Below are 15,259 nucleotides of genomic sequence, written 5' to 3'. Positions count from 1 at the left end.
AATTTTGGGGATAGTCACCACTGTTATAGGGAAGAAGATCATGGCGAACTCGCTTTACCAGAAGCACATCATCTCTATTCCAGAGCTTTCACGTGAAGAACTGGAACTGATTGTAGAAACTGCAGGTCAGCTAAAAAAAGAACCTCGTCCAGAACTGATTAAAAACAAGGTTGTAGCGAGCTGTTTCTTTGAGCCATCCACACGTACTCGTCTGTCATTCGAAACAGCGATTCAACGTATCGGTGGCGATGTTATTGGTTTTGATAACGGTGGTAACACCTCTCTGGCGAAAAAAGGTGAGACGCTGTCTGACTCAGTTCAAGTGATCTCTTCTTATGTCGATGCATTCGTAATGCGTCACCCTCAAGAAGGCGCAGCGCGCTTGGCGTCTGAGTTCTCTAACGGCGTACCAGTTATCAACGCTGGTGATGGCGCAAACCAACACCCAACGCAAACGCTACTCGACCTATACACCATCGCGGAAACACAAGGTCGTCTAGACAACCTGAACGTTGCGTTCGTTGGTGACCTAAAGTACGGCCGCACCGTACACTCATTGACGCAAGCATTGGCGAAGTTCAATAACATCCGTTTCTTCTTCGTTGCACCAGAAGCACTTGCGATGCCAGATTACCTATGCGAAGAGCTAGATGAAGCAGGTATCCAGTACAGCCTGCACACAGATATGGAAAGCGTGATTCCTGAGCTAGACATTTTGTACATGACTCGCGTACAGAAAGAGCGTTTCGATGAATCTGAATACGCGCACATCAAGTCAGCTTACATCCTAACAGCGGCACTACTAGAAGGTGCGCGTGAGAACTTGAAAGTGCTACACCCACTACCACGTGTGGATGAAATCACCACAGACGTCGACGTCACACCACACGCTTACTACTTCCAACAAGCAGAAAACGGCGTTTACGCACGCCAAGCTTTGTTGGCACTGGTTCTTAACGAAACACTGTAATCGAGGGAGAGAATAACATGGCTAAAGAAACTCAATTGCAGGTTGAAGCAATCAAAAACGGCACAGTAATCGACCACATTCCAGCACAAATTGGTATTAAGGTGCTGAAGCTGTTCGATATGCACAACTCTTCTCAACGCGTAACCATCGGTCTGAACCTGCCTTCATCAGCACTCGGTCATAAAGACTTACTGAAGATTGAGAACGTGTTCATCAACGAAGAGCAGGCAAGTAAGCTGGCACTTTACGCACCACATGCGACCGTAAACCAAATCGAAAACTACGAAGTTGTGAAGAAGCTAGCGCTGGAGTTACCAGAGCAAGTTAAAAACGTGTTTGAATGCCCAAACACTAACTGCATTACCCACAACGAGCCGGTTGCGAGCAGCTTCCAAGTGTTCGAGAAGAAGGAAGAAATCCGTCTGAAGTGTAAATACTGTGAGAAAGTATTCGCACGTGAGATCGTGACTGAGCGTTAATTTCTCGCTTCGATTCTTGCTAACGATAAATTGACTGATACCCCGCTAATGCGGGGTATTTTGCTCTTTACGTGCTTCATGTTTAAAGGCAAACTGATTCTTCTTAAGAACGCTCAAGATACTTGAGCAAACTCTTTATTCCCCCTAAACAGATGGAACAATTCAAATGACGAAAGTACTTCACACTGAGTCTGCACCAGCAGCAATCGGTCCTTACGTTCAAGGCGTAGATCTAGGCAACATGGTTCTAACTTCTGGCCAAATCCCAGTAAACCCAGCGACAGGTGAAGTGTCTGCAGACATCGCAGAGCAAGCTCGTCAATCTCTAGAAAACGTAAAAGCTGTTGTTGAAGCATCAGGCCTTAAAGTGACTGACATCGTTAAAATGACAGTATTCGTGAAAGACCTAAACGACTTCGGTACAGTGAACGAAGTTTACGGCAAGTTCTTCGATGAGCATGAAGTAGCAAACTACCCTGCGCGTTCTTGTGTGGAAGTCGCTCGTCTGCCTAAAGATGTAGGTATCGAGATTGAAGCAATTGCAGTTCGCAAATAATTGCACTTACTGACAAGCATAAAAAAACGGGTAGCTCAGGCTACCCGTTTTTTTTATTATCTTTTTGTGATGATATCGCAGTAACACTTAAGCAGCGTTGCGCTGTTTCACTTCTTCATCCAACTCTGCCAACTTCTCTTTCATTTGCTCGCGGCAAATATTCGCTAGCTCACGTACGCCTTCTTTGCCGTAACCTTCAGAGCTAACTGGTGGCAGCATCTCAATGATCACATGACCATTGTTCCAGCGGTTGAATTTGATATGGTCTGTCGAACTGCACACGATAGGAATGATTGGCACTTCTGCACCGATAGCGGCATGGAATGCACCAGTCTTGAATGGCAGTAAGCCACGGCCACGTGAGCGCGTACCTTCTGGGAACATCCATACTGAAACATCACTGTTTTTGATGCTGTCCACGACTTGGTCGATAGTGCCTTTTGCTTTAGAGCGGTTTGCACGGTCAATCAAGATGTTACCTGTTAGCCAGTAAAGCTGACCAAACAACGGCATCCACGCTAGGCTCTTTTTACCTACTGTTACCACTTTTGGTGTTACTGCAGAAGATACAGTGAAAAGGTCCCAGTTGTTTTGGTGGTTAGCAATGTAAACATGCTGACCGCGAGAGTACGCATCTTCCGGAAGACGCAGCTCAAGCTTGATACCAAATACGCGCGACATCTTGCCGAATAGACGACCAAAGGTGAACACGTGCTTAGGGTTTCGAGGGCTTAGTAGGCAGTAACCACAACCACCAATAAACATCACAATTGCGAAAATTGCGACAGCAAATACACGTAACAGTGCAATCATTGTTGTTCTCCAGGAACCGGCTTTGCGCCAGCTACAGCTATTATTGTCTCTTTGAACATAGTTATGAACTATGACAGAAAGCGCGATATAAAAAAGCCGAAACCTGAGTTTCGGCTCTCTTCATATCTAGGTCAACTGCGATGCAGTTTAACCTGCCTCACTCACGCGCTCAATATTTGCGCCAAGTGCAGACAGTTTATTTTCGATTTTGTCGTAACCGCGGTCGATGTGGTAGATGCGATCAACGATGGTTTCGCCTTTTGCGATACAACCTGCAATCACCAAACTTGCCGAAGCTCGCAGGTCCGTTGCCATCACTTGTGCGCCACTTAGAGAGTCTACGTCGCCACAGATAACCGTATTACCTTCGATATCTGCTTTCGCGCCCATACGCATCAATTCAGGTACGTGCATGAAACGGTTTTCAAAGATAGTTTCAGTGATCACGCCGCCGCCTTTCGCCATCATGTTCAATAGCGTGAATTGCGCCTGCATGTCAGTAGGGAAACCTGGGTGCGGAGCCGTGCGAATGCTTACTGCTTTCAGTTCACGGTCAGTCATATCAACAGAAATCCAGTCTTCACCAGTTTCTACTAATGCACCCGCTTCTTCTAGCTTCGCCAGTACCGCTTCTAGCAGATGTGCATTGGTGTTGCGACATACAACTTTGCCGCCAGAAACCGCTGCTGCAACTAGGAAGGTACCGGTTTCGATACGGTCAGCCACTACGCTGTGCTTACCACCACCTAGACGCTCAACGCCTTCGATAGTGATGGTATCAGTACCCGCACCAGAGATTTTTGCGCCAAGTGTGTTTAGGAAATCCGCTGTATCAACGATTTCAGGCTCACGCGCTGCGTTGTCTAGCGTTGTTGTGCCTTCAGCAAGCGCTGCTGCACACATGATAGTGATCGTTGCACCAACACTCACTTTGTCCATCACGATGTGCGCGCCTTTAAGGCGACCATCGACTTCTGCTTTCACGTAACCATCTTCTAGGGTGATGGTTGCACCAAGCTGTTCTAGACCAGTAATATGTAAATCAACAGGACGAGCACCAATAGCGCAACCGCCAGGTAGAGAAACCTGACCTTGGCCAAATCGAGCTACAAGAGGACCAAGCGCCCAAATAGATGCACGCATGGTTTTTACTAAATCGTAAGGAGCACAGTATTCGTTGATACTGCTTGGATCGACATGAACGGAACCATTACGACTTACTTTTGCGCCAAGACGCTTAAGCAGTTCCATGGTTGTGTCGATATCACGAAGGTGTGGCACGTTCGCCACTTCTACAGGCTCTTCCGCCAAGATAGACGCAAATAAAATCGGCAGTGCTGCGTTTTTTGCACCTGAAATGGTCACTTCACCAACCAGTGGTTTATCTGACCCAATAACTCGAAACTTTTCCATCAATAAACCTTAAAGCGACATTAGCTTCTTATCACGAGCCCACTCTTCTGGAGTGAACGCTTTGATCGATAGCGCGTGAATGTCGTTACGCTGGATGTAATCCATCAGAGGACCGTAAATTAACTGCTGCTTCTTAACGCGGCTCATTCCATCGAAACAAGCATCAACAGCAACCACCTCATAGTGGCTACCTTCACCTTTTACATGCACTTCTTGAAGGTTTAGTGCTTCTTCTAGTAACTGTTGTACTTTTGCGCTATCCACAATTTACCCCTGATAATTCTGTATATGTTTGGCCACTAAAGATTCAACGTTGCTCAGCTGAAACAAAGTGCGCAATTGCGCCGGCACGAAACTGAGCATTATATGACAGTTTTGCTTTTTTGCATGCTCTAATAAGTGGATTAACATCACCATTCCCGCAGAGTCAATGCGTTCAATCTCTTGGAGCGAGCATTCTAGCTCGGTTTGAGAAGGTTGCCATTGCTGTGCCACCGCCCACAATGCGGGCACTGTATCGCGATCCAGCGCCCCTGTAAGCTTAAGAATGTCTGTTTGTAAATGCCACTGAGAATGAGACTGCGCCATTACTTTGCTGCCTCGAAGCGAATTGGTTGTGCTGCCAATTTCTCTAAATCTTTTGCGACCGCAAGAATACCGTCTTGGCGAATCTGAGTATTCCACTCTGATTGCTTGCTCGATAGTAAGCTAATGCCTTCTGCAACCATGTCGAATGCTAACCATTCACCGGTTTTCTTATCTTTACGCAGTTTGAACTCAAGTTTGATATTTGGACGCGGCGCGTCAATGATATCGACTTTGATGCTCGTGATGCGCTTAGAAGGGTCTAGTTTTGGCTCAGGGCCAAATTCAATTTGCTGATCCGTATATTGTGTTAACACTTGCGCGTATGAAGTCACCAAATAAGCACGGAATGCTGTGATGAATTCACCCACATCTTCACGCTTCGCCCCTTTCAAGTTTGGACCAAGCAGTTTCAATGCCGCATAGCGATCGTTGACGTAAGGCATCAGCTCTTCTTCAACAATGGTTTTGAGCAAGTTTGGATCTTGTTTGATTTGCGGTTGCTCGTTTTTCAGACGCTCAAACGTCACTTCAGCAACCTGCTTCATCATTGAATATGGCTGAGTTTTATCTACTTCAGCTGCCACTGCACCAAAAGCAGTAAACGCCGCTACGAATGAAAGTAATAGTCTAGAAAACATGGGTTATTCCTTACTCGTGTCACCAGAATCGCCTGAGCCACCAATGCTGTAAAGTACCTGACCAATCAGGTCTTCTAATACTAATGCAGATTTGGTGTCTTCGATGGTATCACCATCAACAAGCATTTCTTCATCGTCAAAAACAAAGCCTGGAACCAAGCCAATGTACTGCTCACCAATCAATCCTGATGTCAAAATTTGCACACTAGAAGTTTCAGGGAACTGGTTATACTGGCTGTTAATCGACAAGCTCACGACTGGTAATAGGCTATCAGGGTTAAGTGTAATGTTACTTACACGACCGATAACAACGCCACCAACTTTCACTGGAGAGCGTACTTTCAAACTACCAATATTATCGAACTCGGCTTTCAGGGTGTAAGTATTGCCAGAGCCAATGCTTTTTACGTCAGCAACCTGAAAAATCATCACAAGAATCGCGCAAATTCCTGCTAATACAAAGCTGCCAACCCATAATTCTGTTTTACGTGTTTGTTGCATGATTAATTCCCAAACATCAATGCGGTCAGTACAAAGTCTAGTCCCAGTACTGCTAAAGAAGAATGCACAACAGTGCGCGTCGTTGCTCGGCTGATCCCTTCCGAAGTTGGAATAGCGTCATAGCCATTAAATAGAGCGATCCAAGTAACGGTAATCGCGAACACGATACATTTGATCATGCTGTTACCGATGTCTTGACCTAGTTCAACCGAAGATTGCATCGCAGCCCAAAAGCTGCCGTGGTCTACGCCTTTCCAATCCACACCGACAATCTGAGCTCCCCAAATGCCAACCGCCATAAAGATCATAGCCAATAGAGGCATTGAGATGACACCAGCCCAAAAACGCGGTGCGATAACACGTTTTAGTGGATCGACGGCCATCATTTCCATACTAGAAAGCTGCTCCGTTGCTTTCATGAGTCCGATTTCTGCTGTTAGAGCAGAGCCAGCACGGCCAGCAAACAAAAGCGCCGTAACAACAGGGCCAAGTTCACGTAGCAACGATAGAGCCACCATCTGACCAAGGCTACCTTCTGCACCATAGTCCACCAGCACAACATAACCTTGCAGACTAAGCACCATACCGATAAACAAACCCGAAACGACGATAATCGCCAATGACTGAACGCCAACCGAGTAAAGCTGCTTAATCAGTAACGGAAAGTTTTTTATTGGCTGAGGTCGAGTCACCAAGGCGCCAATGAGCATTAAAGTCGCGCGACCAAACGCTTCACAGATGGCGAGTGTGCGTCTTCCTAAAGAAGCGACAAATTGAATAAAGCTATCGGCCATCAAATAAGTCCTTTTCGATACTTTGAGCAGGGAAGCGGAATGGTACTGGCCCATCAGCTTCACCTTTTAAGAATTGCTGCACGCGAGGATCAGGGTTATCTCTCAGTTCTTGCGGCGTACCAAAGGCTATGATTTTGCCATCGGCCATCAAGTAAACCCAATCAGCAATACTCATCACTTCAGGAACGTCGTGAGAAACAACAATTGAAGTCAGGCCTAGTGCTCGATTCAAATTACTGATCAATTCGACCAGCACACCCATGGTGATTGGGTCCTGCCCTACAAACGGCTCATCGTACATGATGAGGTCTGGATCAAGTGCAATTGCACGCGCTAACGCAGCACGTCGAGCCATACCGCCAGATAATTCGCTAGGCATCAGCTTTGCCGCACCACGTAAGCCAACGGCTTCAAGCTTTAGCAGCACCATGGTGCGGATGAATTCTTCAGAAAGTTCTGTGTGTTCACGTAAAGGAAACGCCACGTTGTCGAACACGTTCAAGTCAGTAAACAAAGCACCCGACTGAAATAACATGCTCATCTTCTTTCGAGCGTGATAAAGCTTTTTACGAGATAGTGATGGGATATTGTCGCCATCAAACCAGATCTCTCCTTGCTCAGGATAAAGCTGCCCGCCTATCAGGCGCAGCAGTGTCGTTTTACCAATCCCCGACGGCCCCATAATGGCGGTCACTTTTCCTTTTGGCACTTGCAAATCAACACCATCGAAGATCTTGCGTTCGCCGCGTGAAAAAGTGAGATTGTTAACGGTAACTAAATCGTTGTTCGACATACTATCTCTTCTACTGTTTGTGAGCGGTTCTCACAGAGTTGCAATCCAACTCAACCCCGATTGTTTTCAAGATATTACGTCGAGAATATCCTAAAGTGACTTCGGTACACTTATTAGGCTGCAATCATAAGCACATTGAACGTTAATTAAAAGCACTGTTCAATTAAATAAAGCCCGCGAAATTCAAGCAATTCTTCATAAATTATGACGAAATGACAGGAAGGTGTTTATATCCCATGCCAGATTAACCGTATTCTGAACGACGAGTATATGAGCAACAATTAAACACAATTTCGTTACTAACCTTTAATTTATTTGTTGTTTATCTTCCATTTTTGGCCGCAAAAGGTCAAAATTAGCGGTTACTCATTTCACTTATTTTATTACTTAGGAATCATCATGCTCGAAGCCGTAGCGTTGCTTATCGTCGGTCTTGTTTTACTTGTTTGGAGTGCAGATAAACTTGTTTTTGGTTCTGCCGCTCTGGCCCGCAACGTCGGTATTTCACCTCTAGTGATCGGTATGACCATTCTAGCAATGGGCTCTTCGGCACCAGAAATGATGGTTTCTGCAACCGCAGCATGGGACGGCAAAACCGACACTGCTGTAGGTAACGTTCTGGGTTCGAACATTGCCAACATCGCTCTGATCCTAGGTATTACAGCCCTAATTAAACCGCTTTCTATCAGTTCTGCCGTTATTCGTCGTGAGCTGCCTTTGATGATAGCAGTGACGGTTCTAGCGGGTATCTTACTTTGGGACAGTCATCTAGGTTTCTACGAAGGTGTACTGCTGTTTGTTTTGTTTGGTGGCTTCTTATTTGCCATGCTGCAAATCAGCCGCAAAGAACAAAAAGCGGGCGATGCTTTCGTTGATGAGCAAGAGTCTGAAGTTCCAGACGGTGTGAGCAACTCAAAAGCCGTTATGTGGGTAGTGATTGGCTTGATACTGCTTCCTTTGGCAGCAAGCATGCTGGTTGATAACGCCGTGGTTATTGCTAAGTACTTCGGCATGAGTGATCTCGTTATCGGCCTAACCATCATTGCCATTGGTACTAGTCTTCCTGAGCTTGCCGCATCTCTTGCTGGCGTTCTAAAAGGCGAAGACGACATGGCTGTGGGTAACATCATCGGCTCAAACGTATTCAATATTCTTGCGGTAATGGGCCTACCAGGCATCATTAACCCTTCAACCTTAAGCGAGTACGCAATGGGTCGTGACTTCTGGGTGATGCTAGGTGTATCTCTACTCTTGGTAGCGATGTGTCTTGGTAAATCACGCAGCATTAACCGCCTTGAAGGTGGCATCCTGTTTGTGTGTTTCTTGGCTTACCAAGTGTACCTATTCGCAAACATGGCCGCTTAATAACATAATAAGTAAAGACAAATTGGAGCACTGATATGTCCACTCAATTTGATTTTCGCGCTGCTGCTAAACAAGTTCTCGATATCGAAGTAACGGCCTTACAACAACTTGACCAATACTTTGACGCGCAGTTTGAACAAGCTTGCGAATTGATTCTTTCCAATAACGGCAAAGTTGTCGTAATGGGCATGGGCAAATCAGGTCATATCGGCAATAAAATTGCTGCGACCCTTGCGAGCACTGGCACTTCGGCATTTTTCGTTCACCCTGGCGAAGCTGCGCATGGTGACCTAGGCATGATCAGCGCTGGTGATATTGTTGTTGCGATTTCAAACTCAGGGGAGTCTCATGAGATTTTGTCTCTATTCCCAGTTTTGAAACGCCTGAACATCAAAATCATCAGCATGACAGGCAAGCCAGAATCAAATATGGCGAAACTGTCCGATCTGCATTTGCAAATTACAGTCCCTAAAGAAGCTTGTCCGCTGGGCCTTGCTCCAACAAGCAGCACAACAGCGACATTAGTAATGGGTGATGCCCTTGCAGTTGCACTATTGCAAGCTCGTGGTTTTTCAGCAGAAGACTTTGCCTTGTCACATCCCGGCGGTGCACTGGGAAGAAAATTGCTGCTTAAGCTGTCTGATATAATGCACTTCGGTAATGCACTACCAAAAGTATCACCGGATGCTCTGATTCGTGACGCCTTACTCGAGATTTCGGAAAAAGGCTTGGGTATGACCGCTATTGTCGATGAGCACGATGCTATGCTTGGTATATTCACCGATGGTGATTTGCGCCGTACTCTGGACAAACGCATTGATATCCATACCACAGCGATCGGTGACGTAATGACGAAGAACCCTACCACCGCGCACCCAGAAATGCTGGCAGTGGAAGGGCTAAACTTAATGCAAGACAAGAACATCAATGCTCTGATCTTGTGCGATGACAATAAAATTGTTGGCGCACTGAATATGCATGATTTACTTAAAGCAGGCGTGATGTAAGATCACGCCCCCAAAAGACTTAACGAATTGATTTAACAGATTAAGGCAATGGTCAGGGAAGTACTGAGCTAAGATAAAGGCCTTTATTTTATGAGTTTTACTCGCCTTATTTATTTGCTCTTGGTTTTTGTTGTCGCTTGGTGTGGTTATTACCTACTCACGCCAAAAGGTAATGAAGATATCCAAGTAGCACCAAATTTAGAACTGCCTATGTTCAGTGGTACTGGACTAGAAAACATCACCTATGGTGAAAATGGTGTCCGCAGTTACATCATCCGTTCTACTAACTTGGATCATTATGCCAAGAGTGGAGACACGATTTTTAAAAGCCCAACGCTTATGGTTTACCGCGAAGGTAGCGTTGTGGAGTGGAAAGTTACTGCAACAAGAGCAGTACTAGATGAAGACCAAATTCTGACCCTGTACGACAAAGTACTGATGCAGAATCTATTGCCTGATGCGAGTTTCGACACCATGGCAACAGACAAACTGGTCATCAATCTAAGCAATCGTGATTTTAAAGCCGATCAACAAGTGATGTTGGTTGGACCGCAATTTGAAACTACCGGAGGCGCAATGCAGGGCAACTTAAAAGCTCACACTGCGACTCTGACTGATGAAGTTCAAGGTCGATATGAAACCGTTACACCTTAGCCTATTGGCATTGGTTTTAGCAGCGCCACAAGCGTTAGCACTTAAGTCGGATACTCAACAGCCGGTTTACATCAATTCAGACACCCAACAGGTGGACATGAAGAGTAATCAGGTGATCTTTAAAGGTGATGTGTCGCTTAAGCAAGGTAGCATCAATATCGATGCTGACAGAATCGTTGTGACTCGCGATCCTAAGACCGAGTCTATTAAGCAGATCCAAGCTTTTGGCAAGCCAGCGAAGTTTTCTCAGTTGATGGACGATGGCAAAACACTCAGTGGTCAAGCAACTGAGTTAGACTACCGAATCTCTACTGATGAACTGACCATGAAAGGTCAAGCGCAACTAGCACAAGACGGTAATACCATCAAAGGTTCGTCGATCCGTTACCAAATTGGTCAACAGAAGCTTGTCGCTGACAGCTCGAAGGATGAGCGCGTAACCACCATCCTACAACCGAACCAAATCGAGAACTAATATGGCAGTACTGAGCGCAAAGAACCTTGCGAAGAGCTACAAAAAGCGCAAGGTCGTTACCGATGTAAGTCTCGAAGTAGAGTCTGGCCAAATTGTTGGTCTTTTGGGTCCAAACGGTGCGGGTAAAACCACATCGTTTTACATGATTGTGGGGTTGGTGCCACGTGATGAAGGCACCATTACTATCGACAATCAAGATATCAGTATCCTTCCGATGCACAGCCGCTCTCGTTTAGGCATTGGCTATCTGCCACAAGAAGCATCGATCTTCCGTAAGCTGTCGGTGGAAGACAACATCATGGCTGTTTTAGAGACTCGCCAAGAGCTTACTCGAGAAGAACGCCAAGATAAGCTTGAAGATTTGTTGGAAGAATTCCACATACAGCACATACGCACCAGTGCGGGTATGGCACTATCAGGTGGTGAGCGCCGTCGTGTAGAAATAGCCCGAGCACTGGCCGCTAACCCTCAGTTCATTTTGTTGGATGAACCGTTCGCGGGTGTTGACCCAATTTCGGTTAACGACATCAAAAAAATCATTGAACACTTGCGCGATCGCGGCCTTGGCGTGTTAATCACTGACCATAACGTTCGCGAAACCTTGGACGTTTGTGAAAAAGCCTATATCGTAAGCCAAGGACACCTAATTGCATCGGGAACTCCGGATGAAGTTCTCAATAACGAGCAGGTGAAACAAGTTTATCTCGGCGAACAATTCCGTCTATGATTACATTAGGAACGGTAAGATTCTGAGCATTACAAGGTAAGTAACACTGAATGAAACCTTCATTACAACTCAAGCTAGGTCAACAGTTAGCCATGACGCCGCAGCTGCAGCAAGCGATTCGTTTGTTGCAATTGTCGACGCTCGATCTTCAACAAGAAATCCAAGAAGCACTGGACTCCAACCCGCTACTGGAAGTTGAAGAAGGCCACGAAGAACCTCAAGCAAACGGTGAAGACAAATCAGCGTCTGAATCTGCTGATAACAGTGCGAACGAAGCCAACGATGCCTCAGAGCCCGATCTGCCAGACAGTTCAGATGTAATTGAGAAATCAGAGATCAGCTCTGAGCTAGAAATCGATACTACTTGGGATGACGTTTACAGCGCAAACACAGGCAGCACAGGCCTAGCGCTTGATGACGACATGCCTGTCTACCAAGGTGAAACTACCGAGTCGCTGCATGATTACCTTATGTGGCAGTTAGACTTAACACCTTTCAGTGAAACCGACCGCACCATTGCCCTCGCGATCATCGATGCTATCGACGACTACGGCTACCTAACCCTTTCTCCTGAAGAAATTCACGAGAGCTTCGACAACGAAGAAGTGGAATTGGATGAAGTAGAAGCTGTACGTAAGCGAATCCAACAGTTTGACCCTCTTGGCGTTGCTTCTCGCAACCTACAAGAGTGCTTGCTACTGCAATTGGCGACATTCCCTGAAGACACGCCATGGCTTGCTGAAGCGAAGATGATTCTTAGCGATCATATCGATCACCTTGGTAATCGCGACTACAAGCTTGTTATCAAAGAGACTAAGCTTAAAGAAGCTGACCTGCGTGAAGTACTGAAGTTGATTCAACAACTTGACCCTCGCCCAGGCAGCCGTATCACACCCGATGACACTGAATACGTCATTCCGGATGTGTCCGTATTTAAAGATCATGGTAAGTGGACCGTATCCATTAACCCTGACAGCATTCCGAAACTAAAAGTAAATCAACAATATGCGCAACTAGGCAAAGGCAACAGTGCGGATAGCCAGTACATTCGCAGCAATTTGCAAGAGGCAAAATGGCTGATTAAGAGCCTAGAAAGCAGAAACGAGACGCTTCTCAAAGTTGCAAGATGTATTGTTGAACATCAACAAGATTTCTTCGAGTATGGTGAAGAAGCCATGAAACCAATGGTACTAAACGATGTAGCATTGGATGTGGACATGCATGAATCGACAATCTCTCGTGTAACAACACAGAAGTTTATGCATACCCCACGTGGCATTTTTGAATTGAAGTACTTCTTCTCTAGCCATGTTAGTACAGACAATGGTGGAGAATGTTCGTCCACAGCAATTCGTGCTCTTATCAAGAAACTGGTCGCAGCGGAGAATACCGCTAAACCACTGAGTGATAGCAAGATTGCTGCTCTTCTGGCTGACCAAGGGATTCAAGTCGCGAGACGAACGATAGCGAAATATCGCGAATCCTTGGGTATCGCCCCTTCAAGTCAGCGTAAACGCCTACTTTAAGGCACCAACTGAAAAGGAAAGTCTATGCAAATCAATATTCAAGGCCATCACGTTGATCTTACCGATTCAATGCAAGACTATGTTCAATCTAAGTTTCAGAAGCTCGAAAGGTTCTTCGACCACATTAACCAAGTCCAAGTCGTACTAAAAGTTGAAAAACTCAACCAAATAGCGGAAGCTACGCTCCACATCAATCAGGGCGAAATCCACGCGTCATCGAACGACGAAAGTATGTATGCAGCAATTGATTCGCTGGTGGATAAATTAGTTCGTCAACTTAATAAGCACAAAGAAAAACTAAACAGTCATTAATCATGCAATTGAGCGAGATACTGTCACTGGACTGCACCAAAAGTGCAGTCCATTGTACAAGTAAGAAACGTGCCCTAGAGATGATCAGCCAAATTGTAGCTGAGAACACGGGCCAAGATTCTACAGAACTGTTTGAGTGTATGCTCAGCAGAGAAAAAATGGGTAGTACGGGTATCGGCAACGGTATTGCTATCCCTCACGCAAGAATGCAATCTAGCGATAAAGCCATCGCCGTATTACTGCAATGTGACGAGGCGATTGAGTTTGATGCTATCGACAACCGACCTGTCGACCTTCTTTTTGCTCTTCTTGTTCCAGAAGAACAGTGCAAAGAGCACCTCAAAACACTATCCTCTATGGCAGAACGCCTGAGCAACAAGCAAGTGCTAAAGAGCCTGCGTAACGCTCAGAGTGATGAAGAACTCTACGACATTATGATTCATCAGTAATCAGGACGATCACCATGCGATTAATCGTTGTTAGCGGGCATTCCGGTGCCGGGAAGAGTGTTGCCCTGCGCGTACTAGAAGACTTGGGGTATTACTGTGTAGACAACCTACCAGTAAACTTGCTTGACGCGTTTGTTCAATCCGTATCAGAGAGCAAACAAAACGTTGCAGTAAGCATTGATATTCGAAACATTCCTAAGAAACTCAAAGAACTGAACACTACCCTAGAGAAGCTGAAAGCTGAACTGGATGTGACAGTACTGTTCTTAGACGCGAATAAAGAAACACTCCTTACACGCTACAGTGAAACACGACGGATTCACCCGTTATCGCTTGGTAGTCAGTCATTGTCGCTTGATCAGGCCATTGAGCTTGAACAAGAGATCTTAATGCCACTTAAAGCGCACGCTGATTTAGTGCTGAACAGCAGTGGACAATCTTTGCATGATCTCAGCGAAACGATCCGTATGCGTGTTCAGGGTCGAGATCGCAAAGACTTAGTCATGGTGTTTGAGTCATTCGGATTCAAATACGGCCTTCCTTCTGATGCTGATTACGTGTTCGATGTACGCTTCTTGCCAAATCCACATTGGGAACCTGCGTTACGCCCACTGACCGGCTTAGATGCGCCCATCGGTGCTTTCCTAGAGCAACACCAGTCTGTACTTGATCTTAAATACCAAATTGAGAGTTTCATTGAGACTTGGTTACCACTGCTAGAGAAAAACAACCGCAGCTACCTAACAGTTGCGATTGGTTGTACTGGTGGTAAACATCGCTCAGTGTACTTAACTCAAAAAATCGGTGAGTTCTTTGCTGATAAAGGCCATCAAGTACAAATTCGCCACACTTCATTGGAAAAGAACGTTAAGGAATAACGGTGGAAATAAGTCGTAAAGTATTGATCCAAAACCGCTTAGGCTTGCACGCCCGTGCTGCGGTTAAACTGGTAGAACTGGCGCAAAGCTTCGATGCGGTAATCACCATCGACAACGAAGAAGACAAAACCGCGACCGCAGACAGCGTCATGGGGTTGTTGATGCTGGAATCCGCCCAAGGACAATACGTGACTATCCACGCGACTGGCGATCAATCTGAGCAAGCCCTTGATGCGGTTTGTCATTTGATTGAAGATAAGTTTGATGAAGGCGAGTGATTCACTCGCTTTTTTATTATCTCTAGCCAGATATCCCACATAA

The 15,259-nt window shown here is 45.8% G+C and carries 21 protein-coding genes; 13 read left to right on the top strand and 8 right to left on the bottom strand.

Translation table 11 applies throughout. The features are described 5' to 3' along the window. Positions 1–40 precede the first annotated feature (40 nt). From pyrB to KIT90_RS17890, 3 genes are all read left to right on the top strand, one after another. Entirely contained in the window at positions 41–970 is a 930-nt protein-coding gene (pyrB, locus tag KIT90_RS17900) for an aspartate carbamoyltransferase (RefSeq protein WP_005441998.1), read from the top strand. A 17-nt stretch (positions 971–987) separates the two neighbouring features. Beyond that, on the top strand, positions 988–1,449 hold the full coding sequence (pyrI, locus tag KIT90_RS17895; RefSeq protein ID WP_020195884.1) for an aspartate carbamoyltransferase regulatory subunit: 462 nt from the start codon (positions 988–990) through the stop codon (positions 1,447–1,449). Between the two features lie 166 nt (positions 1,450–1,615). Then, positions 1,616–2,005 (top strand): RidA family protein, encoded by a 390-nt coding sequence (locus tag KIT90_RS17890; RefSeq protein ID WP_005432832.1) that lies wholly within the window; start codon positions 1,616–1,618, stop codon positions 2,003–2,005. An 87-nt stretch (positions 2,006–2,092) separates the two neighbouring features. On the opposite strand, the gene KIT90_RS17885 is transcribed toward KIT90_RS17890, so the two are convergent. The 8 genes from KIT90_RS17885 to mlaF form a co-directional block, all read right to left on the bottom strand. After that, entirely contained in the window at positions 2,093–2,818 is a 726-nt protein-coding gene (locus tag KIT90_RS17885; RefSeq protein WP_005436392.1) for a 1-acylglycerol-3-phosphate O-acyltransferase, read from the bottom strand. Positions 2,819–2,965: 147 nt separating this feature from the next. Beyond that, entirely contained in the window at positions 2,966–4,231 is a 1,266-nt protein-coding gene (gene murA / locus KIT90_RS17880) for a UDP-N-acetylglucosamine 1-carboxyvinyltransferase (RefSeq protein WP_005436390.1), read from the bottom strand. 9 nt (positions 4,232–4,240) lie between these two features. Next, positions 4,241–4,495 (bottom strand): BolA family iron metabolism protein IbaG, encoded by a 255-nt coding sequence (gene ibaG, locus KIT90_RS17875; protein WP_005432865.1) that lies wholly within the window; start codon positions 4,493–4,495, stop codon positions 4,241–4,243. A 3-nt stretch (positions 4,496–4,498) separates the two neighbouring features. Continuing rightward, positions 4,499–4,819, bottom strand: coding sequence for a lipid asymmetry maintenance protein MlaB (locus KIT90_RS17870; protein WP_005436388.1), 321 nt, complete (start codon positions 4,817–4,819; stop codon positions 4,499–4,501). Next, entirely contained in the window at positions 4,819–5,457 is a 639-nt protein-coding gene (gene mlaC, locus KIT90_RS17865) for a phospholipid-binding protein MlaC (protein ID WP_005436387.1), read from the bottom strand. The genes KIT90_RS17870 and mlaC overlap by 1 nt, the downstream gene beginning before the upstream one ends. A gap of 3 nt (positions 5,458–5,460) precedes the next feature. After that, complete coding sequence (gene mlaD / locus KIT90_RS17860; protein ID WP_005436386.1) at positions 5,461–5,958, bottom strand: outer membrane lipid asymmetry maintenance protein MlaD; 498 nt, start codon at positions 5,956–5,958, stop codon at positions 5,461–5,463. 2 nt (positions 5,959–5,960) lie between these two features. Next, the gene (gene mlaE / locus KIT90_RS17855; protein ID WP_005436385.1) at positions 5,961–6,752 is read right to left on the bottom strand and encodes a lipid asymmetry maintenance ABC transporter permease subunit MlaE; all 792 of its coding nucleotides are present in this window, start codon (positions 6,750–6,752) and stop codon (positions 5,961–5,963) included. Continuing rightward, positions 6,742–7,545: a phospholipid ABC transporter ATP-binding protein MlaF gene (gene mlaF / locus KIT90_RS17850; RefSeq protein ID WP_270051936.1), complete on the bottom strand. Its 804-nt coding sequence runs from the start codon at positions 7,543–7,545 to the stop codon at positions 6,742–6,744. The genes mlaE and mlaF overlap by 11 nt, the downstream gene beginning before the upstream one ends. A gap of 399 nt (positions 7,546–7,944) precedes the next feature. Between mlaF and KIT90_RS17845 the strand changes: the two genes are divergently transcribed. From KIT90_RS17845 to KIT90_RS17800, 10 genes are all read left to right on the top strand, one after another. Beyond that, on the top strand, positions 7,945–8,910 hold the full coding sequence (locus tag KIT90_RS17845) for a calcium/sodium antiporter (RefSeq protein WP_009707637.1): 966 nt from the start codon (positions 7,945–7,947) through the stop codon (positions 8,908–8,910). 35 nt (positions 8,911–8,945) lie between these two features. Further along, entirely contained in the window at positions 8,946–9,917 is a 972-nt protein-coding gene (kdsD, locus tag KIT90_RS17840; protein ID WP_285377875.1) for an arabinose-5-phosphate isomerase KdsD, read from the top strand. Between the two features lie 90 nt (positions 9,918–10,007). Further along, complete coding sequence (gene lptC, locus KIT90_RS17835) at positions 10,008–10,571, top strand: LPS export ABC transporter periplasmic protein LptC (RefSeq protein ID WP_009707639.1); 564 nt, start codon at positions 10,008–10,010, stop codon at positions 10,569–10,571. Further along, positions 10,552–11,046: a lipopolysaccharide transport periplasmic protein LptA gene (gene lptA / locus KIT90_RS17830; RefSeq protein ID WP_005436379.1), complete on the top strand. Its 495-nt coding sequence runs from the start codon at positions 10,552–10,554 to the stop codon at positions 11,044–11,046. Before lptC ends, lptA begins: the two co-directional genes overlap by 20 nt. Before the next feature lies 1 nt (position 11,047). Next, on the top strand, positions 11,048–11,773 hold the full coding sequence (gene lptB / locus KIT90_RS17825) for an LPS export ABC transporter ATP-binding protein (RefSeq protein WP_005432855.1): 726 nt from the start codon (positions 11,048–11,050) through the stop codon (positions 11,771–11,773). Between the two features lie 50 nt (positions 11,774–11,823). Beyond that, positions 11,824–13,299: an RNA polymerase factor sigma-54 gene (locus KIT90_RS17820; protein WP_005442216.1), complete on the top strand. Its 1,476-nt coding sequence runs from the start codon at positions 11,824–11,826 to the stop codon at positions 13,297–13,299. Positions 13,300–13,323: 24 nt separating this feature from the next. Further along, positions 13,324–13,611, top strand: coding sequence for a ribosome hibernation promoting factor (hpf, locus tag KIT90_RS17815; RefSeq protein WP_005432838.1), 288 nt, complete (start codon positions 13,324–13,326; stop codon positions 13,609–13,611). A gap of 2 nt (positions 13,612–13,613) precedes the next feature. Further along, positions 13,614–14,060 carry a PTS IIA-like nitrogen regulatory protein PtsN gene (gene ptsN, locus KIT90_RS17810; RefSeq protein WP_020195889.1) on the top strand — a complete coding sequence of 149 codons (447 nt, stop codon included), beginning with the start codon at positions 13,614–13,616 and terminating at the stop codon, positions 14,058–14,060. A gap of 14 nt (positions 14,061–14,074) precedes the next feature. After that, positions 14,075–14,938 carry an RNase adapter RapZ gene (gene rapZ, locus KIT90_RS17805; RefSeq protein ID WP_005442214.1) on the top strand — a complete coding sequence of 288 codons (864 nt, stop codon included), beginning with the start codon at positions 14,075–14,077 and terminating at the stop codon, positions 14,936–14,938. Between the two features lie 2 nt (positions 14,939–14,940). Next, the gene (locus KIT90_RS17800) at positions 14,941–15,216 is read left to right on the top strand and encodes an HPr family phosphocarrier protein (RefSeq protein WP_005442213.1); all 276 of its coding nucleotides are present in this window, start codon (positions 14,941–14,943) and stop codon (positions 15,214–15,216) included. Positions 15,217–15,259: the final 43 nt, after the last annotated feature.

The sequence above is a fragment of the Vibrio sp. B172a genome, assembly GCF_030248355.1.
GTDB lineage: Bacteria > Pseudomonadota > Gammaproteobacteria > Enterobacterales > Vibrionaceae > Vibrio > Vibrio owensii.
Note: the sequence above shows the minus strand (reverse complement) of the source record. Positions and strands in the feature narration are given on the sequence as shown.